The organism is Archangium minus (assembly GCF_044360475.1).
GTDB classification, from domain to species: Bacteria; Myxococcota; Myxococcia; order Myxococcales; family Myxococcaceae; genus Archangium; species Archangium minus.
The window spans coordinates 10,735,710-10,758,558 of sequence record NZ_CP043494.1; the positions used below are offsets into that span (position 1 = coordinate 10,735,710).

At 66.0% G+C, this 22,849-nt stretch carries 16 protein-coding genes and 1 pseudogene; 12 read left to right on the forward strand and 5 right to left on the reverse strand.

The features are described from left to right. Nucleotides 1-58 precede the first annotated feature (58 nt). The 9 genes from F0U60_RS43995 to F0U60_RS44035 all read left to right on the forward strand — a co-directional run bounded on the left by F0U60_RS43995 (nucleotide 59) and on the right by F0U60_RS44035 (nucleotide 13,311). Nucleotides 59-3,202: a tetratricopeptide repeat protein gene (locus F0U60_RS43995; RefSeq protein WP_395809235.1), complete on the forward strand. Its 3,144-nt coding sequence runs from the start codon at nucleotides 59-61 to the stop codon at nucleotides 3,200-3,202. Continuing rightward, nucleotides 3,177-4,073: a sigma factor-like helix-turn-helix DNA-binding protein gene (locus F0U60_RS44000; protein WP_395809237.1), complete on the forward strand. Its 897-nt coding sequence runs from the start codon at nucleotides 3,177-3,179 to the stop codon at nucleotides 4,071-4,073. Before F0U60_RS43995 ends, F0U60_RS44000 begins: the two co-directional genes overlap by 26 nt. A 293-nt stretch (nucleotides 4,074-4,366) precedes the next feature. Beyond that, nucleotides 4,367-6,073 carry an ABC transporter substrate-binding protein gene (locus F0U60_RS44005; RefSeq protein ID WP_395809239.1) on the forward strand — a complete coding sequence of 569 codons (1,707 nt, stop codon included), beginning with the start codon at nucleotides 4,367-4,369 and terminating at the stop codon, nucleotides 6,071-6,073. Between the two features lie 34 nt (nucleotides 6,074-6,107). Further along, a complete protein-coding gene (locus F0U60_RS44010) occupies nucleotides 6,108-7,085 on the forward strand; it encodes an ABC transporter permease (protein WP_395809241.1) in 978 nt (325 codons plus the stop codon). Nucleotides 7,086-7,109: 24 nt separating this feature from the next. Beyond that, on the forward strand, nucleotides 7,110-8,054 hold the full coding sequence (locus F0U60_RS44015) for an ABC transporter permease (RefSeq protein WP_395809243.1): 945 nt from the start codon (nucleotides 7,110-7,112) through the stop codon (nucleotides 8,052-8,054). Beyond that, complete coding sequence (locus F0U60_RS44020; protein WP_395809245.1) at nucleotides 8,044-9,015, forward strand: ABC transporter ATP-binding protein; 972 nt, start codon at nucleotides 8,044-8,046, stop codon at nucleotides 9,013-9,015. Before F0U60_RS44015 ends, F0U60_RS44020 begins: the two co-directional genes overlap by 11 nt. Beyond that, complete coding sequence (locus F0U60_RS44025; RefSeq protein ID WP_395809248.1) at nucleotides 9,012-10,094, forward strand: ABC transporter ATP-binding protein; 1,083 nt, start codon at nucleotides 9,012-9,014, stop codon at nucleotides 10,092-10,094. The genes F0U60_RS44020 and F0U60_RS44025 overlap by 4 nt, the downstream gene beginning before the upstream one ends. Before the next feature lie 127 nt (nucleotides 10,095-10,221). Continuing rightward, a complete protein-coding gene (locus tag F0U60_RS44030) occupies nucleotides 10,222-12,528 on the forward strand; it encodes a glycoside hydrolase family 3 C-terminal domain-containing protein (RefSeq protein WP_395809250.1) in 2,307 nt (768 codons plus the stop codon). A gap of 207 nt (nucleotides 12,529-12,735) precedes the next feature. Beyond that, nucleotides 12,736-13,311: a DUF4256 domain-containing protein gene (locus tag F0U60_RS44035; RefSeq protein WP_395809252.1), complete on the forward strand. Its 576-nt coding sequence runs from the start codon at nucleotides 12,736-12,738 to the stop codon at nucleotides 13,309-13,311. Here the strand turns inward: F0U60_RS44035 and F0U60_RS44040 are convergent. Together F0U60_RS44040 and F0U60_RS44045 are read right to left on the reverse strand one after the other, a co-directional pair. Next, nucleotides 13,193-13,873 (reverse strand): annotated as a pseudogene (locus tag F0U60_RS44040) (hypothetical protein); the annotation flags it as partial. The gene F0U60_RS44035 and the pseudogene F0U60_RS44040 overlap by 119 nt on opposite strands. 20 nt (nucleotides 13,874-13,893) lie before the next feature. After that, nucleotides 13,894-14,346 carry a GNAT family N-acetyltransferase gene (locus F0U60_RS44045; protein WP_395825706.1) on the reverse strand — a complete coding sequence of 151 codons (453 nt, stop codon included), beginning with the start codon at nucleotides 14,344-14,346 and terminating at the stop codon, nucleotides 13,894-13,896. Nucleotides 14,347-14,519: 173 nt separating this feature from the next. On the opposite strand from F0U60_RS44045, the gene F0U60_RS44050 reads away from it, so the two are divergent. Then, the gene (locus F0U60_RS44050) at nucleotides 14,520-15,632 is read left to right on the forward strand and encodes a Kelch repeat-containing protein (protein ID WP_395809254.1); all 1,113 of its coding nucleotides are present in this window, start codon (nucleotides 14,520-14,522) and stop codon (nucleotides 15,630-15,632) included. Nucleotides 15,633-15,782: 150 nt separating this feature from the next. Here F0U60_RS44050 and F0U60_RS44055 read toward each other — a convergent pair whose 3' ends face one another. Together F0U60_RS44055 and F0U60_RS44060 are read right to left on the reverse strand one after the other, a co-directional pair. Beyond that, complete coding sequence (locus tag F0U60_RS44055; protein WP_395809256.1) at nucleotides 15,783-17,993, reverse strand: molybdopterin cofactor-binding domain-containing protein; 2,211 nt, start codon at nucleotides 17,991-17,993, stop codon at nucleotides 15,783-15,785. 2 nt (nucleotides 17,994-17,995) lie between these two features. After that, entirely contained in the window at nucleotides 17,996-18,475 is a 480-nt protein-coding gene (locus F0U60_RS44060) for a (2Fe-2S)-binding protein (protein ID WP_395809258.1), read from the reverse strand. Nucleotides 18,476-18,934: 459 nt separating this feature from the next. On the opposite strand from F0U60_RS44060, the gene F0U60_RS44065 reads away from it, so the two are divergent. Beyond that, nucleotides 18,935-21,115, forward strand: coding sequence for an ATP-binding protein (locus F0U60_RS44065; protein WP_395809260.1), 2,181 nt, complete (start codon nucleotides 18,935-18,937; stop codon nucleotides 21,113-21,115). A gap of 107 nt (nucleotides 21,116-21,222) precedes the next feature. Then, nucleotides 21,223-22,233 carry an SRPBCC domain-containing protein gene (locus F0U60_RS44070; protein WP_395809263.1) on the forward strand — a complete coding sequence of 337 codons (1,011 nt, stop codon included), beginning with the start codon at nucleotides 21,223-21,225 and terminating at the stop codon, nucleotides 22,231-22,233. Nucleotides 22,234-22,294: 61 nt separating this feature from the next. Here F0U60_RS44070 and F0U60_RS44075 read toward each other — a convergent pair whose 3' ends face one another. Then, the gene (locus F0U60_RS44075) at nucleotides 22,295-22,627 is read right to left on the reverse strand and encodes a hypothetical protein (protein WP_395809266.1); all 333 of its coding nucleotides are present in this window, start codon (nucleotides 22,625-22,627) and stop codon (nucleotides 22,295-22,297) included. Between the last annotated feature and the right edge of the window lie 222 nt (nucleotides 22,628-22,849).

Below are 22,849 nucleotides of genomic sequence, written 5' to 3' on the forward strand. Positions count from 1 at the left end.
ACCGTAGCATCCTCAAGACTTCCTGGAATTCCGGCTCCTGATAGCCTGGAGACCCTGGATGAAGTGCCCGGACGAAACGACGCTGAGCGACTTCCTGGAGGGGTTGCTCCCGGAGGACAGAAGGGCGCGGGTACTGGCGCACGTGGAGGACTGCGCGGGCTGCCAGCGTGCATTGGCTGCGGGAGAGGACTCCGCGCCTGGGAGCACCGTCCCCCAGACACCTGACGAAGTCCTCTCACCGCTGACGCGGGGCGCCACCCTCTCGCGCTACGTGGTACTCGAGCGCATCGGCCAGGGGGCCATGGGGGTGGTGTACGCGGCGTACGATCCGGAGTTGGACCGCCAGGTAGCCCTCAAGCTGTTGCGCCCGGAGGGGCACCGCGTGGAGGAGTTGCGACGGCGGCTGCTGCGCGAGGCCCAGTCACTGGCTCGGCTCTCCCACCCCAACGTCGTCTCCGCCCATGACGTGGGCACGTGCGGCGATGGCCTCTTCCTCACCATGGATCTGGTGGAAGGCACCACGCTGGAGGAGTGGCTGAAGCAGCCGCGTCCCTGGCGCGAGGTGCTGCGCGTCTTCCTGGAGGCTGGGCGAGGCCTGGCAGCGGCGCACGCGGCGGGCCTGGTGCACCGCGACTTCAAGCCCGCCAACGTGCTGGTAGGCCACAACGGAGAGGTGCGGGTGACGGACTTCGGACTCGCCAGCTCCCCCGGACAGCCGGCGGCGCCCCTTCTCCACCCACGACCGGAGCCCGCGCGCGACAACGCCGCCCTCCCGCTCACCCGCACGGGCGCGCTGCTGGGAACGCCGGCCTACATGGCGCCGGAGCAGCTCCAGGGCCACGGCGCGAGCGCACGCTCGGACCAGTTCAGCTTCTGCGTGGCGCTCCACGAGGCCCTCTACGGGGAGCGCCCCTACCAGGGCCACAGCCTCGAGGAGCTCGTCCGCGCGATGCTCGAAGGACGGGTGCAACCACCGGGGCACGAGTCAAAGGTGCCCTTCTGGGTACGGCGCGCGGTGCGACGGGGGCTCCGAGCCCGGCCCGAGGAGCGCTTCCCCTCCATGGAGGAGCTGCTGGCAGCGCTCAGCCCACGAGCCCTGCGCCTGCGCACCTGGGTGGCCGTCTCCGCCGCCGCCAGCCTGGTGGGCCTGGCCGTGGGCTACGAGGTGGCGCACCGGCGCGAGGTCCGCTGTGCCCAGGAGGCGGAGAAGCTCGCCACGGTCTGGGGCCCCGAGCAGCGTGAGCGGGTGCGCACCGCCTTCCTCGCCACGGGCAGGCCCTACGCCGCCTCCATCTGGGAGAACGTCTCCGCCGCCCTGGATGCCCACGCCGCCCGGTGGCGCGAGCTGCGTACCGAGACGTGCATGGCCTCCTCCAGCACGCCCACCACCACCGGGCTGCAGACGGCCGCCTGCCTCGACACCCAGCTGTGGCAGTTCGCCGCCATCACGGAGGTGCTGCAAAAGGCCGATGCGCAGACGGTGCAGAACGCCCCGCAGATGATGGCCTCGCTCGAGGGGCTCACCGGGTGCCATAGCACCCCGGCGCTCGTCACCCGGCCACAACCCCCAGACGACCTCCGCCCCCGAGTGGACGCGGTGCGCCGCAGGCTCGCGGAGGCCCGGGCCCGTATGGACGCGGGCAGCCACGCCCAGGGCCTCGAGGTGACGTCAGCCCTCGTCCCGGAAGCCCAGAGCATCGGCTACCGCCCGTTGGAGGCGGAGGTCCTCGTCCTGCACGGTCAGCTCCACGGCCTCGTCGGCAAGTACAAGGAGGCCGAGGAACTCCTCTACCGCGCCCTCTGGGCCGCCGATGCCGGAGGTGACGACGAGACGGTCGCGCGCGTCTGGCTCCTCCTCATCTGGGTGGTGGGCGAGCAGAAGGCCCGCATGGACGAGGCGGACCGGCTCGTCCAGCACGCCCGCGCCGCCGTGGAGCGGCTGGGGAAGGAGCGCTTCCCCGCCATTGCCACCGAGTTCCACCTGCGGATGGGCGCACTGCTGCTGGTGCAAGGCAAGCTGGACGAAGCGGACGCGGAGTTCTCCTCGGGACTCTCGCTGTCGCGCGAGCTGTATGGCCCCGAGAGCCTGCGCACCGCCCATTTCATCTCCAGCCTCGGCCGTGTGCGCTCGCGCCAGCAGCGCGGCCCGGAGGCGGCGGCCCTCTACCGCCAGGCCCAGGCGTTGCGCGAGCGCATCTGGGGCCCCGACCACCCCGGCCACGCCCTCAACCTCAGCAACCTGGCCAGCGCGCTGCTGTGGATGGGCCAGCCCGAGGAGGCGCTCGCCACCCTCCGGCGCTCCCTGGCCCTCCTGGAGTCCTCCCGCGCCCCGGACCACCCGAGCCTCGCCACACCGCTCAACAACCTCGCCGCGCTCCTGCGGCGCCGGGGCCAGCTCGACGAGGCCCGCCGGTACTTCCAGCGCGCGCTCGCCATCTTCGAGCGCACGAAGGGGCCGGACCACCCCAACACGGCCGCCGCCCTCTGCGGACTGGGTTATGTGGAAGCCGATGCCCAGCGCTTCGACGAGGCGCTCGTCCATGGCCAGGAGGCCCTGACGCGTGTCGAGCGAGCGCTGGGTCCGGACACCCCACGCGCCGCCACTTCGCTGGAATGCCTGGGGCACATCGCCCTGCGGGCGGGCCGTTACGAGCAGGCGCGGCGCCACCTGACGCGCGCGCTGCACCTGGTGGACAAGGAGTACGGCCCGGACAACGCCACGGCCACCACCGTGCTCCGCGACCTCGCCCAGGTCGAGCTGGCCACCGGCGCCCCTCGCGCGGCGCTCGTGCACTGCGAGCGCGCCCGGAGGCTCGACGAGAAGGCCCAAGGCGCGGAGAGTCCGGACGCGGCGCTGGGCCTCGCCTGCATGGCGGAGGTGCACCTGGCCCTCGGAGCCCCAGAGCAGGCCGTGCCGCTGCTGGAGCACGCACGGCGGGTCCACCAGCGCGCCCCCCTGGATTTGCTGGACGAGTCACACACCTCCTTCCTCCTGGCTCGAGCCCTTTGGGAACGGCACAACGCGCAGGATCGGGAGCGTGCCGCGGCATTCGCCGAAGAGGCTCGAGCCCTGCTATCCACCCAGAAACCCCGGGGCCACTCAGAGCTGAGGCAGGTCATGGACTGGATCGCCCGGCACCCGGCGCGGGACGACGGGAGGAGCGCAAGGAGGCCCCATGAGCGGAGAGGCGGAGACCGGTGACCTGAGGGCGATGCTGCTGGCGCATGCGCCAGCGGAGCAGCGTGAGGCGCTCGGTGCGATGGAGGGATTGGAGGAGCTCCTGCAGCGCCACCTCGAGGCGGGCCGAACGGCATGGCCCTCCGTCCAGCTCCCAACCGAAGCCTTCGTGCGACACCTGGCCCGGCACCTGCCCCCGGCCGACACCCTCGCGCAGGCGCTGCAACAGCTCTACGCCGCCGACCTGTACCTCGCCTGCGCTTGCGCCGCGGGCGAGTCCCAGGCCCTGCTCGCCTTCGAGCAGCACGTCCTCCAGAAGGTCCCCTCCCGCCTTGGCCAGCTTCCCGCCTCCACCGTGGACGAGGTGTTGCAGGTCCTGCGTCAGCGGTTGTTGATGAGCGCGAGCGGCACCGCTCCGAAGATCGCCGACTACGCGGGCCGAGGTCCGCTGGCAGGCTGGGTGCGAATCAGCGCCGTGCGCGTCGCCGGAGAGCTGGCCACTCATGAGGGACGGCAGGAGCTCTTCGGTGAGCCGCCCGCGGCCCTCGAGCGAATGCTGGCTGCGGATGATCCGGAGCGTGTCCTCGCCCGGGAGGATTCCCGCCAGGCCCTCACCCAGTCCCTCCAGGCAGCGCTGGCCCGCCTCTCCGAGCGAGAGCGCGCCCTGCTGCGCATGCACCACATCCACGGCCTCACCATGGATCGGCTCGCGACGATGTATGGCGAGCCCCGCTCCAGTGTGGCGCGCCGAGTGGTCCAGGCGCGTGAACGGCTGCTGAAGCTCACCCGCCTGGAGCTCTCCTCCCGGTTGAAGCTCGAGGGCCGCGAGCTGGAGAGCCTCCTGGGCTGGGTGAGCAGCCGCCTGGACGTCAGCCTCCACCGATTGATGAGCTGAGCGGCGGCCTCGGCCTGCCCGCGCCCTGCGGGCTCACACCGCCAACAACAGACATTTTTTGTAGATATTTATCCCTTGGGCGGAATTCCCTCTGCGTAAGAAAACCCCTGTGAGCTCCACCGAAACAGGGGCTGTCCTGTTTTCAACAGCTGTAGCGCCTCACATATCTCTGGTTGTCTATGGCCCTCATCCAGCTCCTCACTCGATAACGCTTTGCGTCGAAAAAGGAATCTGCTGGAGATGAGGAGGATTGCGTATCATGCGCCCCTCTTCTCGGAGGGGAAAACCGATCCATGTCACGCCGGCTGCTGATGATGTGCATGTCCCTGCTGTCTCTTGGGGGCCTCGTTCACTGTTCGAAGAGCCCGAAGGAGGGCGCCCAGCCAACAACGGCGACCGCGGCGGCTCCAGCGACCGCGCCAGCCGCGAAGGCCACGGCGATGACAATCGCCCAGGAGCAGCAAGCCTCGTGGATCCGGAACTTCAATCCCTTGCTTGCGTCCAACAGCTCGCGCTGGCCGACCCGCGCCGGCGTCTACGAGCCGTTGATGATCTTCAACACGCTCAAGGGCGAGCTCGTACCCTGGCTGGCCACGAAGCACGAGTGGAGCCCGGATAACAAGAAGCTCACCCTGGCCATGCGCCCTGGCGTGAAGTGGTCGGATGGCCAGCCGTTCTCGGCCAAGGACGTGGCCTTCACCTTCAACCTCATCAAGCAGCACAAGGCCCTCGATATCTCGGCGGTGTGGAGCTTCCTGGAGTCGGTCCAGGCCAAGGATGACGCGACGGTCGAGTTCAGCCTGACGCGCCCCTTCGTGCCCGGCCTCATCTATATCGTCCACCAGCCGATCGTTCCGGAGCACAAGTGGAAGGACGTGGCCGATCCGGTCATGTACAAGAACGAGACGCCCGTGGCGACGGGCCCCTTCACCGAGGTGAAGGTCTTCCAGAATCAAGTCTTCGAGCTCGGACGCAACCCGCACTACTGGCAGCCGGGCAAGCCGGCCGTCGAGAGCATTCGCTTCCCAGCGTACCCGAGCAATGACCAGGCGAACCTCGCGCTGCTCACCGGTGAGCTGGACTGGGCGGGCAGCTTCGTGCCCGACATCGACCGGGTCTTCGTCGCCAAGGACAAGGAGCACAACCACTACTGGTTCCCGCTCGTGGGCAACACGACGGTGCTCTACGTGAACACCACGAAGAAGCCCTTCAATGATGTCCGCGTGCGCAAGGCGCTCAGCATGGCGATCGACCGCGATCAGATCGTCAAGGTGGCGATGTATGGCTACACGCGGCCCTCCGACGCGACGGCGCTCAGCGACACGCACGATCGCTGGCGCAACCCCCAGGCCGTCCAGGCGGGTGACTGGACGAAGCTCAACATCGAGAAGGCCAACGCCATGCTCGACGAGGCCGGCTACAAGAAGGGTGCGGACGGCGTGCGCGTGGGTCCAGACAAGAAGCCCCTGCGCTTCGACGTCAACGTCGTCACGGGCTGGACGGACTGGGTGCGCGCGGCGCAGATCATCACGCAGAACCTCAAGCAGGTGGGCGTCGACGCCGTCCTGAAGACCTACGACTTCAGCCCCTACTTCGAGCGCATCCAGAAGGGTGAGTTCGACGCGAGCATGGGGTGGACCTCGGAGGAGCCGTCGCCGTACTTCGTCTACCGCGACCTCATGGGCACCGAGACGCTCAGGCCCATTGGTGAGGTGTCGGCCCGTAACTGGCACCGCTACGGAAGCAAGGAAGCCGACGCGCTCCTGCAGGCCTTCGAGGCCACGAATGATCCCGAGGAGCAGAAGAAGATCGCCCATCAGATGCAGGAGCTCTTCGTGCAGAACGCGCCGGTCATCCCCCTCTTCCCCGGTCCGTCCTGGGGCGAGTACAGTACGCGCCGCTTCACGAACTTCCCCAACAAAGACAATCCCTACGCGAAGCTGACGCCCAACACTCCTCCGGAGAACCTGCTCGTCCTGGTCGAAGTGAAGCCCAAGTGACGACACCGCGTTAGAGAAAGGCTCACCCGGTCCCGTGCGACACATCCTGAGAAACCTGGGCCTGTACGCGTTCGCCGCGTGGGCCTCTCTGACGCTGAATTTCCTGATCCCACGCCTCATGCCGGGCGATCCCGCCTCGGCCATGTTCGCGCGCTTCGCGGGTCAGCTCCAACCGGAGGCCATCGACGCCCTGCGCGTGGCCTTCGGCTTCACCAACGAGCCCCTGTACCAGCAGTACTTCACCTACATCGGCCACCTGTTCCAGGGCGATCTCGGCCTCTCCGTCGCGTACTTCCCCGCGAAGGTGACGGACGTGATCGCCACGGGACTCGGCTGGACGCTCCTGCTCTCGGGCGTCTCGGTCATCATCGCCTTCGGGCTCGGCTCGCTCCTCGGCGTGATCGCCACGTGGAGACGCGGCGGCTGGCTGGACTCGGTGCTGCCGCCGGTGCTCATCTTCCTGGGCGCGTTCCCCTACTTCTGGCTGGCGATGATGCTCCTCTACGTGCTCGGGCTCTCGCTCGACGCCTTCCCCATCCGCCATGCCTACAGCGACACGCTCGCACCCGCCTTTAGTGGCGAGTTCATCCTCGACGTGCTCCAGCACATGGTGCTCCCGGCATCGGCGATCGTGATCGCCTCGCTCGGAGGCTGGATGCTCAACATGCGCAGCACGATGGTGGGCGTACTCGCCGAGGACTACATCACCATGGCGAACGCCAAGGGCCTGTCCCAGAAGCGGATCATGTTCCACTACGCCGCACGCAACGCGCTCCTGCCCAACGTCACGGGCTTCGGAATGGCGCTGGGGTTCGTCCTCTCCGGCTCGCTGCTAACGGAGATCGTCTTCTCGTACCCGGGACAGGGCTATCTGCTCATCCAGGCGGTGCGCAACCAGGACTACGCGCTCATGCAGGGCATCTTCCTGACCATCACACTGGCTGTGTTGGGCGCGAACCTGCTCGTGGACATCCTTTACGTGTGGCTCGATCCCCGGACGCGAGCGCGCTGACGGGCGGGAAGGAGGGAGCCTGGAATGTCATCTGCGAATCAAGCAAGGAAACCACGCTCGGGGTTCATCTGGCAGCTCCTCGAGAATCGCAAGGCGTCAATCGGCGCGGTGCTCATCCTCATCTTCGTGCTGATGGGGCTCTTCGGACCGCTGATCGTGTCGGTGGATCCATCCGCCTTCGTGGGCCCGCCGCACCAACCGCCCTCGTCCGAGTTTCTCCTCGGCACCACCGGCCAGGGGCAGGACGTGCTCGCGCAGACGATCGCGGGGGCTCGCACGTCGCTCGCGGTGGGCTTCCTGACGGGCTTCGCCGTCATGGCGATTGGCGCGCTCGTCGGAATGACCGCCGGGTTCTTCGGTGGTTGGGTTGACAGCGTCCTGTCGTTCTTCACCAACGTGTTCCTGATCATCCCCGGCCTGCCCATGGCCGTGGTGATCGCGGCCTACCTCCAGCCGGGTCCCGTCACCATCGGCCTGGTGCTGGTCATCACCGGGTGGGCGTGGAATGCACGCATGCTGCGCTCGCAGCTCCTCTCCCTCCGGGAGAAGGACTTCGTCATGGCCGCGATCGTGAGCGGCGAGGGACGCCTTCGCATCATCTTCCGGGAGATCCTCCCCAACATGACGTCGCTGCTGATGAGCGGCTTCATCTCGGCGACGGTCTACGCGATTGGCGCGCAGGTGGGGCTCGAGTTCCTGGGGATCGGCGACGTCAGCACGGTCACGTGGGGCACGAACCTGTACTGGGCCTCGAACAACGCGGCCCTGCTGACGGGCGCGTGGTGGACCGTCGTTCCCACGGGAGTGTGCGTGGCGCTCGTGGGCTTCGCGCTCGTGCTCGTCAACTACGCCATCGACGAGATCACCAACCCGCGGCTGCGGGCCGAGGCGACCTGGACACGGATCCTCAAGAGCCATGACTTGGAATCGGGCCTGTCGACGCCCGTGGTGAGGCCCAGTGGAAACTAAGCCCTCGACGTTGCTCTCCGTGCGTGACCTCCGGGTCGAATACCTCACGCCCACGGGTCCCGTGTGCGCCGTCGACGGCGTCTCGTTCGACATTGGCCGGGGCGAAGTGCTCGGCCTGGCCGGCGAGTCGGGCAGTGGCAAGTCAACGGTGGCGCAGGCCCTCCTGCGGATCCTCCGGCCTCCCGCGATCATCACGGGTGGGCAGGTGCTCTTCGAGGGTGAGGATATCCTGGCGATGAGCGAGGCGCGGCTGCGCGAGCTGCGCTGGCGCAAGGTGTCGCTCGTCTTCCAGAGCGCCATGAACTCGCTCAACCCCATCCTCACGATCGGCGATCAGATCATCGACGCGATCGAGGCGCACCACCCGGTGAAGCGCTCCGAGGCTGTCGACCGGGCCGTCTATCTGCTGAAGCTCGTGGGCATCGACAGCTCGCGGCTCACGAGCTACCCGCACCAGCTCTCCGGAGGAATGAGGCAGCGTGTGGTAATCGCGATCGCACTCGCGCTCGAGCCGCCGCTGATGCTCATGGACGAGCCGACGACCGCGCTCGACGTGGTGGTGCAGAAGGAGATTTTGCATCAGGTCTCCGAGCTCAAGAACAAGCTCGGGTTCTCCATCCTGTTCATCACGCATGATCTCTCGCTGATCCTCGAGTTCTCCACGCGCATCGCGGTCCTCTACGCGGGCAAGCTCATGGAGATGGCGCCCTCCCAGGAGCTCTTCCACGCGCCCAGGCAACCGTACACGAAGGGGCTGCTGGGCTCGGTCCCCTCGGTTCGCGGGCCGCGCAAGAAGCTCGTGGGCATCCCTGGCTCGCCCCCGGATATGCGAAAGCTCCCCACGGGGTGCCGCTTCAACCCGCGCTGCCCGTCGGCAACGGACCGCTGCCGGGTCGACGTGCCCGAGCTGCGCGTGCTGGGGCCTGATCACATCGAAGCCTGCCACCTGGAGTCCGCATGACGACCACCGACCGACAGGGCCAGGCCATCCTCGAAGCCCAGGGCATCGGCAAGTACTTCCAGGTGGGAGGAGGCTTCAAGCCCAAGCGGCTGCGCGCCCTCAATGAGGTCTCCTTTGCCCTCGGACAGCGGCAGGTCGTCGCGCTCGTCGGCGAGTCCGGCAGCGGCAAGAGCACGATCGCGCGGCTGCTCGTGCGGCTGATGGAGCCCTCGACCGGGAAGATTCTCTTCCGTGGCAGGGACATCCTCCAGGAGGAGCCTCGTCAGGCCTCGCTCGACTACCGGGCGCAGGTGCAGATGATCTTCCAGGATCCGTTCGGGTCGCTGAACCCGGTCCGTACGATTGGCGAGCACCTGGAGAGGCCTCTCCTCATCCACGGAAAGGCGAAGAGCGACGCGGAGCTCAGGGACCGCGTGAATGAGCTGCTCGAGACCGTCGACTTGAGGCCAGCGGCGGAGCTCGCGGCCCGCTACCCTCATCAGCTCTCGGGCGGACAGCGGCAGCGCGTGGCCATTGCGCGAGCGTTGGCCCCCGGGCCCTCCGTCATCCTCGCCGATGAGCCCATCTCCATGCTCGACGTGTCGATCCGCGTCGGCGTCTTGAACCTGATGGAGCGGCTCAAGGAGGAGCGAGGAATCTCGTATCTGTACATCACGCATGACATCGCGAGTGCGCGCTACTTCGCGGACCGAACGATGGTGATGTACGCGGGGCACATCGTGGAGGGCGCGCCGAGCGAGGAGCTGATGCAGCAGCCCGCGCACCCGTATACGCAGCTCCTGCTCTCCGCGGTGCCGGATCCGAACGGCTCGATGAAGAACGAGCTGAAGGCGAAGTCAGGTGCGCCCAAGCTGATTGATCCTCCACCCGGCTGTCCGTTCGCCGACCGGTGCCCGAGTGCCATGGCGGTGTGCCGTCAGGAGATGCCGGGCACGACGCAGCTCGAGCAGAATCGCTGGGTGCGGTGCCACCTGTACGGCCAGGGCGCCACGCTCGGTACAGTGGGCACGCAGGGGCAGAGCGCCACTGACCCGGGGATCGCAAACGTTGCGGCGCGGCGTCTTGAAGAAGCTCGCTGAATAGAAGTTTCAAACACGTCACCCCCCTGAACCTGGCCGTGAATATCCCGGCGGAGGCCCGGCTTCCCTTGATGGAAAGCCGGGATGCCCCGGCTACGCGCAGTGTCTCTCGACGAGGCCCCCAGACATGTCCGAACAATCCAAGAATCACAAGGCAAGAGCGCAGGAGCTGGTGTCTCAGATGACGCTGGAGGAGAAAGCCCTGCTCTTGTCTGGCAATGGCTCGTGGACGACCCACCCGCTCGAGCGGCTGGGCATTCCATCCATCTTCATGACGGATGGCCCGCATGGGCTCAGGAAGGCGCTGGGGCCGAACATCGCCGAGAGCGTTCCCGCGACCTGTTTCCCCACGGCGTCTGCCCTGGCCTCGACCTGGAACACCGAGCTCATCAAGCAGGTGGGCGCGGCCATGGCCCAGGAATGCCAGGCCAACGACGTCCAGATCCTGTTGGGGCCAGGCAACAACATGAAGCGCTCCCCGCTGGGCGGGCGCAACTTCGAATACTTCTCCGAGGACCCCACCCTGGCCGGTCAGCTGGCGGCATCCTACATCCAGGGTGTTCAGAGCGAGGGGGTGGGGACCTGCTTGAAGCACTTCGCGGTGAACAACCAGGAGTTCGAGCGGATGGTGAACAGCTCGAACCTGGATGAAAGGACCCTGCGCGAGATCTACCTGCCAGCGTTCGAAATCGCAGTCACCCAGGCCCAGCCGTGGTCGGTGATGTGCTCCTACAACAAGGTGAATGGAGTCTATGCCTCGGAGAACCACCTCCTGCTCGAGGACATCCTCCGGGAAGAGTGGGGTTTTGAGGGAGCCGTGGTGTCGGATTGGGGCGCCGTCCACGATCGCGTGAAGGGCATCATGGCCGGGCTGAACCTGGAGATGCCCGGCAGCGGCGATGTGAACCGCAAGAAGATCATCGAGGCCGCCAAGACGGGACTCTTGCCGGTGCAGCGCCTGGATGAGGTGGTGGCCTCGCTGGTCGCCGTGGTCCTCAAGGCCGCGGAGAGCCGCAAGACCGGTGTCACCTTCGACGTGGAGCAGCACCATGCCCTGGCGAGGCAGGTGGCGGGTGAGAGCATCATCCTGCTGAAGAACGAAGACAACCTGCTGCCGCTGGACGTCGGGGCGAAGAAGAAGATCGCCGTGATTGGTGCCTTCGCCAAGGAGCCCCGCTACCAGGGCGCTGGAAGCTCGCAGGTGAATCCGACCCGCATCTCCAATGCGTATGACGAGCTGCTGGCGATCGTAGGCGGGAGCGAGCGCATCCGGTACGCGAGCGGCTATGACATCGAGGGTGTCACCACCGCCCAGCTGCTCGAGGAAGCGCGGCAGCAGGCGAAGGACGCGGATGTGGCCATCGTCTTCGCGGGCCTGCCGGACAGCCACGAGTCCGAGGGCTTCGACCGCTCGACCCTGGACATGCCCGAGGGGCACAACCGGTTGATCGACGCGGTCAGCCAGGTGCAGCCCAACACGGTGGTGGTGTTGATGAACGGCTCGGCCATCACCATGCCGTGGCTGGGCCGGGTAAAGGCTATCGTGGAGGGGTGGCTGACGGGACAGGCGGGCGGAGGAGCCATCGCGGATGTCCTGACCGGCAGGGTCAACCCCTCGGCGAAGCTGGCGGAGACCTTCCCGATGAGGTTGGAAGACACGCCGACGGCCACCGAGTTCCCCGGACTGAATCAGCAGGCGCACTACGGCGAAGGCGTCTTCATTGGCTACCGGTACTACGACAAGCGGAACATCACCCCGCTGTTCCCGTTTGGCTTTGGCCTGAGCTACACCACCTTCGCCTACTCGGAGCTGACCTTCAGCGCGCCGTCCATCAAGGACACCGAGACGCTGACCGTCCAGCTGAAGGTGCGGAACACGGGGAAGGTGGCTGGAAAGGAGATCGTCCAGCTCTACATCCGTGAGGACAGGCCCGTGGTCAGCCGTCCGGACAAGGAACTCAAGGCCTTCACCAAGGTGGCGCTCGAGCCCGGCGAGGAGAAGACGGTGAGCTTCACGCTGAAGCAGCGTGACTTCGCCTACTACAACACCGCCCTCCACCGCTGGGTCGTCAACCCTGGCAGGTTCGACATCCTGGTCGGTGGTTCATCCAGGGACCTGCCCCTGAGAAAGCATGTCCAGGTGGAGACGACCCAGGTGACCGTCCCCACGCTGACGCGCAACTCCATGGTGAAGGAGTTCAAGAAACACCCGAAGGGGCAGGAAGCCTACACGCTGCTGAAGAATGTCATCATGGGAAGCTTCGAGGAGAAGCGTCACGTGAAGCGTACGCCGCAGGAGGAGTACGCCTGGAAGAAGGCGGAGATGTCGACGCTGGTGTTCGTCAACGACATGCCCGCCTACAAGCTGATCAACTTCTCCGAGGGCAAGTTCACAGAGCAGATGCTGAACGACATCCTGGCGCAGGTTCAGTAACGGTGCAGCCTTGGAGCGGCGGGTTCGACTCCCGCCGCTTCCAATAGGCGGGATGGGGCCCTGTTGAGGGTAAGGGCTGTAGCGGAGAGGCCGAGGAAGGCTGAGGACAGAGGCCGACCGGAGGGAGCCCCGCGCCCGGGGCGGCCCCACCCTGTCACCGGTCGATTACAGCGACCAAACAGCCATCAACACCGGAACGACAAGAGCATGAAGAACCTCAACGTCAAGAACAAGAGACTGTCACCAGAACAAGGCGAAGAGCTGCTCAAGATATTAAGGGCCCGTTTCGAGAAAAACATAAACCGTCATAAAGGCCTCGAATGGGGCAAAGTACAAGCCAAGCTGGAGGCCAGCGCTGAAAAGCTGTGGTCGCTCAATGAAATGGAAAGAACCGGCGGCGAACCGGACGTTGTTGGCTACGACAAAAAGACGGGCGAATACATTTTCTACGATTGCTCTGCGGAAAGCCCTAAAGGACGCCGAAGTGTTTGCTTCGACCCTGAAGCGCTGGAATCAAGAAAGGAAAATAAACCAAAAGACAGCGCTATTGGGATGGCAGCCGCCATGGGCATTGAACTTCTAACCGAAGAACAATATCGGGAGCTGCAGCAACTTGGGGATTTCGACACCAAAACCTCGAGCTGGGTGAAAACACCAGCTGACATTAGAAGGCTCGGCGGCGCACTCTTTTGTGATCGTCGCTACGACACTGTCTTCGTGTATCACAACGGCGCGGAATCCTACTACGCCGCCAGAGGGTTCCGTGGCTTGCTAAGGGTTTAAACCGGCCTACCCCTCTGTCCACGCCCGCGCGACCGCCTCGCTCCACGCCGGATGAGCGTATAGGCGAGATGGGGGCGCTGTTGAGGGTGAGGGCTGGAGCGGAGGGGCCGAGGAGGGCTGCGGACAGAGGCCGACCGAGCAGTGAGCCTGGTCGGTGGAGAGGCCGCGCAGCCCCTTGAGGTACACGCCTGGCCAGGCAGCGGGGCGGGGTGTCGTGGCGGACGTGAAGGGGCAGGAGGGTGAAGCACTGAGCGCCCGCGCTCAGGCTGGGTCCTACTCCACCTGGAGCGTCCGGGGCCCCCGATGCAGGAAGTTGGGCAGGTACGTGATGGAGCGGCCCGGCGCCAGGCGCAGGCCGGGGTTCTGGCGCCACGACTCCGCGTCGATGTCGATGACGTGGAGGTGCCGGGCGAAACCGTCCCACGAGCGCGGCGACGCGCGCGGCGCCGGGGAACACGGTGCCCCACTGCTTCAAGGCGAGGTTGGTGCTGATGACGGTGGAGGCCATCCCATGCCTGCGACTGATGATGCTGCAGAACAGGTCCGCGAAGCGGCTCTCGAAAGGGACGTACCCGGCTTATCCTATTTCGGACCAAGCGTCATGAGTACCTCAGCAACTCCGTCCGCGTGCTGCTGGTTCTCCTGGACCACCGTGCGGAAGCCACACTTCTCAAGGACGCGGATCGACCCGATGTTGTGGACAGCGACCCACGCATGGAGCGGACGAATCGGCTCGAGCACGAGGAACTCCGAGAGCGCCCGTGTCGCGATGCCCTTGCCCCAGTGCTCGCGACCAATCCAATAGGCGACGAGGCGCTTGCCGTCCTGTTCCCAACTGCCGATGTACCCAGCGACCAAGCCGCCAACGACGATGGTCCGGGTCACGTTCTCGGGGCGGAGAACCTTCGTGCGCCAGTGGGTCAGGAAGGCATCGCGTTCCCGCGACGGGAATGCGGCCATGCGCAGCGCGACTGCGTCCCGTTGGTGCTCGAAGAAGATCGGGACGTCTTCATCTGTTACGTTGCGCAGGATCACCAAGAGGTCTCCGCGAGCCGAGTGACGAGCCGATTCTAGCCCGTGCCCCACGCCGGGGTCTCTGCTGCCGTGCGTATAGGCGGGACGGGGGCGCTGATCGCTTTCGACTCCAGCTAGAGTGACACCGCGGCCACTGCCTGGCCGGCTGTTACCAGAAGGAAGAGGGGGTACACATGAAGACGACACGTTTGTCGTTGTTGCTGGCGGGCCTCGCATCCATGGCCGCTGGATGCCAACCCGAGACCGAGACACTGCCCACACAAGAGTCTGGCTCCACGCTGAAGGCCCACGAGGCCAAGCTGGACACGCCCGTTGGCACGTGGACGAGCAACGCCTCGTCTCTGTCCGAGTTCTCCGGCCATACCGTCACGCTGATGCGCGGCACGGGCAACGTGTTGGTGACGGCAAGCGGCAAGGCAGAGGTGTACAACCCGTACACGGATACGTGGCGGCGCACGGCATCTCCGCTCACCCTCCACACGTTCCACGCGGCGACAGAGCTCCCCTCGGGCAAGGTGCTGGTGACGGGCGGCCGCGACGGGTCGAACCTCTGGACCACGTCCTCGGAGCTGTACGACCCGGACACCGAGACATGGAGCCCCACGTCCCCCATGCTCACGCCCCGGAGCTCCCACGCCGCCACGCGGCTCGACTCGGGCAAGGTGCTGGTGGTGGGCGGCGTCGTCCCCCAGCCTTGGAATGGGCCCCTGGCGGAGGTGTATGACCCACAGACGGACACGTGGAGCGGTGTCTCGGGCTCCTTCACCCCGCGCAGCCGCATCGCCCAGACAGAGCTCTACTCGGGCAAGGTGCTGGTGACTGGCGGCTACACGTGGTGGACCTCGCCAGCCGGGGATGCATCCTCCGAGGTCAACATCTATGACCCGGCCACGAACAGCATCTCGCCCGCCGGCAACCTGGCCAGGGCCCGCCACGGCCACTTCGCCATCCGGCTCTACTCGGGCAACGTCCTGATCGTCGGCGGCATCGACGGTGGCAGCACGGTGGAAATCTACGACCCGTACAGCGGGCAGTGGTCCCTGGGCCCTCCTTTCCCCTTCAACACAGGGATCCTCTTCTCCGCGACGATGCTCTACTCGGGTGAGGTGCTGGTGACGACCATCGACTTCAAGGCGGCGCTGTACGACCCCTCGACGAACACGTGGATCCCCACGACCCCCATGAAGGAGGTCCGCTCATTCACGCAGACCGCCCTGCTCCACACGGGAGAAGTGCTGATGGTGGGCGGTGGTCCCCCCCGCTCCGTGGAGCGCTTCACGCGCTGAGCGGAACCCCAGCGGAGCGGGCCGCGCGCCCGCTCCGCCTGGGTCGGCCAATGAAGTGGAGATGGCAAGCATAGAGCAATGAATGAAGCGCCCGCTGCCGGACGGCACGACGCGCCTGCGCTTCACCGTCATTCGCCCTCCCGGGCCGACTCAAACCGACTTCAGCAAGTTCAGATCGATCGGCAGCGAGCGGATCCGCTTGCCGGTTGCCGCGAAGATCGCATTGCACAGGGCGGGCAGGATCGGCGGCAACGCCGGCTCACCCAGTCCGGTCGGCGGATACTCGCTCTGGACGAAATGCACTTCGATCGGCGGCGCCTGATTCATGCGCAGCAGCGGAAAATCGTGCAGGTTCGACTGCACGACCCGGCCTTTCTCGATCGTGATGGCCTGGCCCAGCGCTTCGCCCAACCCGTCCAGCACCGAGCCCTCGACCTGTTGCAGCGCGCCCGATGGATTGACGATCTGACTGCCGACATCACCGGCGGCCCAGACCTTCTCGATCCGGATCGCACCGTCATCGGCGACATGAACCCGCACGACTTCGGCGAAGTAGCCGCGATGCGAGAAATAGCAGGCAATGCCTCTGCCGGTACGTGGAGGGAGCGTGCCCTTGCCCCAACCGGATTTTTCCGCAACCAGCTTCAGCACGTCGCGCATGCGCCCGGTGTGGAAGGCAGCCGGCGGAGGGCCGTTCGGATTGGGTGGCACCGTCAACTCACGCGGCTCGCCCAGCAGCTCGAGCTGGAACTGCAACGGATCCTTGCCGGCGGCGTGCGCCAGCTCGTCCAGGAACGACTGGTAGACAAAGGCCAACGCGTTGCTGCCCGGCGCGCGCAGCGGCCCGGTCGGCACGCCCAGCGGCATCACCGAAGAACCCAGCTCGATGTTCGGTACGAGCTGCGCCGGGATCTCGTTGGGCGACATGCCAGCGCTGCGCGCGAAGTTCTCACCCTCCCCAAAGCTGACGAAATGGTTGCGGAAGCCGGTAATACGGCCGTTGGCATCCACACCCGCCTGGAAGAAGTGAAAGCCGGCGGGGCGGTAGAAGTCGTGCTGAATGTCGTCTTCGCGGCTCCAGACCAGCTTGATCGGCACACCGGCTTGTTTCGAGATCGCCGCCGCTTCGACCATGTAGTCGTTCTGCAGGCGCCGTCCAAAGCCTCCGCCAGCCCGGACCATGTGGATGGTGATGTCGCTTTCCTTCACGCCCACCGCCTGAGCCACCAGCGTGCGCCCCGGTTCGGGATTCTGCGTCGGCGCCCAGATCTCAACCTTGCCGTTCTTGTACGACGCGGTGCAGTTCTGCGGCTCCAGGGTTGCGTGTGCGAGGAACGGATAGGAATACGCGGCCTCCAGCCGCTTCACCGAACCCGCCAGCGCTGCTTCGACGTCACCATCCTTGCGCAGCCAGCGCGCTGGCGGCTGTTTCGCCAGCTCGGCAGCGCGACGCGCATAGCCCTCGCTGCTTTCGGCGGCGACCGGACCTTCGTCCCACGTCACCTGCAGCAACTTCCGCGCCTTCTGCGCCTGCCACCAGCTCTCGGCAACGATCGCGACACCATCGGATAGCGCGTTCGGCGTCGTGCCGCGCACGATGAAGGCATTGCGCACTCCGGGTGCACGCTTCACCGCTTCCAGCTCGGCACTGACCACCTTGCCGCCAAACACCGGGCACTTCTGAAACACCGCGTACAGCATGCCGGGCACCTTCACATCGATGCCGAAGATCGGCTGACCGACAACGATGCGCGGGCTGTCGACGCCCGTCGTCGGTTTGCCGATGATCTGGAACCGGGCCGGGTCCTTCAACGTGACGCTCTTCAGCTCGGGCACCGGCACCCGAGCGGCCTTGGCCGCCAAGGCACCGTAGCGCAGCGTGCGGCCGCTGGGCGTGTGCTGAACGACTCCGCTTCGGGTCTGGCACTCGGCTTCGGGAACCTTCCACTCGGCGGCGGCTGCTGCGACCAGCATCTGCCGGCCGGCGGCGCCGACGCGGCGCATCTCGTCGTAATGCAGCGTCGTCGCCATGCTGCCCCCAGCGACCTGCCGGCCGTACTGGGTCGCGTCGGCGAGCGCCTGCTCGATCCGTACGTCCTTCCAATCGACGTCCAGCTCTTCGGCGATCAGCATCGGCAGCGAGGTTTTGATCCCCTGCCCGATTTCGGGATACTTGGAGACGATGGTGACGATGCCGTCCGGTGCGATGCGCACATAGGTGTTCAGCACCGCGGGTGCGGCCGACTTGCCCGGCCTGGCACCCGCCGGCAGCGGCAGGGAGACGCTGAGCAGCAGACCGCCGCCCATTGCAGCGGAAGCCTTCAGGAACGAGCGGCGCGAGGTGAGGGTCGAACCGTCCATGTTCAGCTCTCCCGCGAGTCGGTGGTCGGCAGCCCGGCGGCCTGTTTGATCGCCGCACGGATTCGCGGATAGGTCGCGCAGCGGCAGAGATTGCCGGACATCGCCGCATCGATGTCGGCGTCGGTCGGCTTCGGCACCGACTGCAACAGCGCGGTCGCCGCCATGATCTGGCCGGCCTGACAATAGCCGCACTGGATCACGTCGACCTGGAGCCAGGCCTCCTGGACCTTCTTGCCGATGGCGGTCTGTCCAATCGCCTCGATCGTGGTGATCTTGGCCTTGCCGACGGCGGACAGCGGCGTGACGCAGGCCCGCGTCGGCTTGCCATCCAGATGCACCGTGCAAGCCCCACAGACGGCCATGCCACAGCCGAACTTGGTGCCCTTCATGTCCAGCAGATCGCGCAGGACCCACAGCAAGGGAGTGTCGCCATCGGCGTCCACCTTGTGGGTTTTGCCGTTGACCTGGATCGTCACTGACATTCTGCCTACTCCTGTGTTGCGGCAACGCCGCCGGAGAATCCGCGGCGGGACGAGGATATCAAGGATCTCCGGTGCGTAGGCGGAATAGAGCTCCATTGGAAAAAGTCCAGCGGACCACACCAAAGGTGCTCGGACCGCCAGAGCGCAGCACGGCGGGCAACCTCTTCCGGAGCCGGGCGAGGAACAGGCGCCCCAGCATCCCGCTGTCCCCCCTCCTGCCCGTATTCGCCCACGCATAGCGGGTCCTCGCGGAGGCTCGTGTGCTCCTCCCGCCCCGCGGACTTCTTCGCCGCGCGCTCAGCAGCCAGCCCGGGGCTACCGCTCTTCTCCAGGCGGAATTCCCGTGGCCCAACTTATGTCAGAGGCGTCACAGCCGACCCCGTCCCGACGCGCTTCGAACCATACGGACAGAGCTAGACCTGCGGGTCCACCGCCGAGACGCCAGGCCGACATGCCACCATGCCGACATCCCCCCGCCTACGCGCCCCCCTGGCCCAGTCCACACTTATCAAGATGGGGGGGCGCATCGCTGTCGTCATCGCGCTCAGCACCCTCTTCAGTTACCTCCACATGTTCCGCACGCTGCGCACCGAGGCCCTCTCGCAACTGCGGCAGCATGTGGCGGAGCGCGGCCAGCGTGAGCAATCCATCTTCCTGTTGGCCGAGGACAACCACGTCGTCCTCAAGGCAGCCCTGGAGGAGAAGATCCGCGCCTACCAGCACGAGGACGTGAGCGCCCGCTTCGACAGCCTGTTCGCGCTGATGCCCGATGGCGCGATCCGCAACCGTCCCGAGGTCTTCGACGGTACGAGGATGCCGTGTCTCTTCGTCCCCCGAGGCGTACCCGTCGACATGGACCAGCGTCGCCGGCTCCTGGCCGCTTACGACGTGCTCCTCCAATACGGGCCCGCCTTTCATACACGCTTCGCGGACTCCTTCATCACGCTGCCCGAGGGGTCGCTCGTCATGTTCTGGCCGGAGCGCCCCAACTGGATTCATGAGAGCGATCCCAACACATCAATCATCACCCAGGACTTCTTTCCCGGCAGCCTGCCCGAGAACAATCCGAAGCGGCTGACGACCTGGTCTCCCATCTACAAGGAGCCGGTCTCGCAGCAGGCTATGTCCACGGTCACGACCCCCCTGGACATGGATGGTCGCCATGTCGCATCGCTCAGCCACGATGTCATGATCGACGAGTTGATGGCCCGCACCATCCGCGACCACCTGCCCGAGGCCTACAACATCGTCTTTCGCGATGACGGCAAGCTCATCGCCCATCCCGAGCTGACGGAGGAGGGAGGCGCCAGTCAGCCCCCCGAGGAGCAGCAGGCCCACCTGCGGAGCCTCATCGAGCGGGTGAAGTCGAGCCCACCCGACCAGGACATCCTGCAGCTCCCCGAGTTCGGTGAGTACCTCGCCGCGACACGGCTGAAGGGCCCCGGCTGGTACTTCGTCACCGTCCTGCCCGAGAGAGCTGTGTCCCGCCCCGCCACCCAGGCCGCGCGCATCATCCTGCTGCTCGGCGTGTTGTCGCTGCTCCTCGAGCTGGCCATCGTGTCCTGGGTGCTCAGGCAGCAGATCACCCGTCCGCTGCTGGCCTTCACCCAGGCCACGGATCGCGTGGCGGCCGGGGATTTCAAGGTCGAGCTGGACACCACACGTGAAGACGAGCTGGGGCAACTGGCTCGTGCCTTCCGGCTCATGGCCGACCAGGTCCAGCGCCGAGAGGAAGAGCTGCGCCAGGCCAACGACGGGCTGGAGCAGCGCGTCGAGGAACGCACCCGGGAGCTCAGGGAAGTCCACCTGCAACTGGTGCAGACGGCCCGCCGCGCGGGCATGGCGGAGATCGCCACGAATGTGTTGCACAATGTCGGCAACGTCTTGAACAGCGTCTACACCTCGGCCCAGGTCGCCAGGGAGCGGATGACCGGGATGCGGCTCGAGCATGTGAGCCGCATCACCCACATGCTCGAGGAGCACCAGTCCGACCTCATCACCTTCCTCACCCAAGACGAGCGAGGGCGTCACCTCATGCCCTTCCTCAAGAAGCTGGGACAGAACCTGCTGGACGACCGCCAGGAAATCGTCACCCTGCTCGAGGATGTGGGCAGGTACACCGAGCACATCGGTGACATCGTCAAGGTGCAGCAGAACTACGCACGAACGCCTCGCATGCTCGAGCCGGTCCAGATGGAGGAGCTGGTGGAGGACGCCATCCGCATCAACTCGGCCGGGCTCGTTCGCCACCAGGTGAAGGTGGAACGGCAGCTGGCTTGCCTTCCGCCGCTGCGCACCGACAAGCACAAGGCCCTGATGATCCTGGTCAACCTGGTCAGCAATGCCAAGTACGCCATGGACTCCGTGCCCGAGGACGATCGGCGCCTCATCGTCAAGATGGAGCAAACCACCGACAACCACGTCCGGCTCGCGATTCACGACAATGGCATGGGCATCGAGCCGGAGATGCTCACGCGCATCTTCCAGTATGGCTTTACCACCCGTGAGGAGGGACACGGGTTCGGCCTGCACTCGAGCGCGCTCGCGGCCCAGGAACTGGGGGGCTCACTCACCGTCCACAGCGCGGGTCCAGGGCTCGGGGCCACCTTCACGCTGGAGATGCCCTATCTTCCAGCCTGAGCCGTATGCCCCGGCACAGTTCGAGTCCTTTGACACCATCTCTGGGCGCCCATCCGTCCTATGCTCCATGCTCCACGTTCTGAGAACACCACAGGAGCTCGAAGACCATGGCGACGAATCCGAGAGGGTTGCAGCCCATCGACGCATACCTGGCGGAACTGAAGGACCCTGCGGCGAAGAAGACGTTGGGGGCGCTGCGCATGCAGCTCCGCAAGCTGCTTCCGGGGGCGGTCGAAACCATCAGCTATCAGATGCCCACCTTCAAGGTGGACGGGAAAGCCGTGGCCGGCTTCGCCTTCTTCAAGAGCCACTGCGGCTACTACCCCTTCAGCGGCAGCGTGGTGCCGGCGCTGAAGGCACAGCTGGACGGCTATGCCACGTCGAAGAGCGGCGTGACCTTCCCGCCCGACAAGCCGCTCCCGGCGAAGCTGGTGAAGACGCTGGTGCAGGCGCGGCTCGCGGAGATTGCCGCGAGCGGGAAGACGCCCTCGGCCACGAAGAAGGCGGCCGCGAAGAAGGCGCTCATCACCGAACGCGTGACCGACAGCGCCGTGAAGGGGGAGACCGGGCGGGACTGGAAGGGGTGGATGCGTGCGCTGGACGCGGCAGGGGCAGGCGAGCTGAGCCACAAGCAGCTCGTCGCGCACCTGGCCCGAGAGGTGGAGTCCACGTGGTGGCAGCAGTCCATTGCCGTGGCGTACGAGCAGGCCCGCGGCAAGCGAGTTGTAGGCGAGACGGCGGCGACGGGCTTCCAGGTGGGAGTGGTACGCACGCTGCCGATCAGTGCCCATGACATGTGGGAGCGGATTGCAACCCAGGCGGAGCGATGGCTCGGTGCCGGCGCGACGCTGACGCTCAAGCCAGGGGCGGGCTACGAGGTTCCCAAGCGTCGTGGAGTCCCTGGCGTACGCGGCGAGGTCCGGGTGGTGAAGCCCGGGCAGCGCATCCGCATGACCTGGCAGCCAGAAGGATGGAAAAAACCCGCGACACTGCAGCTCACGCTGGTACCGAAGGCGCGAGGCGTCTCCTTCCACGTGCATATGGAGAAGCTGCCAGACGCGAAGGCCCGCGAGGCGATGCGCAAGCACTGGTCCAGGGTGCTCGAAGACCTGGTGTAAGGGGCCGGAGGGGCACCGGGTCAGGTGCCCTCCGTTCGTGACTCAGGACACCAGGAGGCGCTCAGTAGCCCCAGCAGGAGCCCTTGCGGGTCCAGCCGTAGCTGGAGCAGAAGGCGCGTCCCGCCTCGATGCAGTTGCCGTCCCCGACGACCGAGATGTGTCCGACGTTGTACCAGTAGCCGGAGCCATCGTAGCACTCGACGTAGCAGTAGGTGTGTCCGCCATCGCAGGCCGCAAGTGCGCTGACGGTGCCCTCGTCACCCGTACCATCGACAGTCTGCTCGCCGGCCGGCGGGGTGACCGGCTCGGTCTCATTCTGCTCCAGCTCCGCGCCACCACACGCAGTCAGGCTCGCGGCAAGGACAACGAAGATGAGATTCTTTGCGAGGCTCATGGATGCTCCTGGGGAGTACTTCGTCAACCCCTAAAAGCAGTCATTGCAACTGCCCCTCGGGGACGTCCATTTCGGACGCGCGCCACCAGTACGGATTCTCTACGAGTCTTTGTATTGCGGGTTTCACGTATCCGTGTAAGTGATGAACACTTGAAGGCTGTAAAAACCAACCAAGCTGTCCACCGAAGTGCAGTTGTGACTGAGCTGAATCAAGGGCGAACG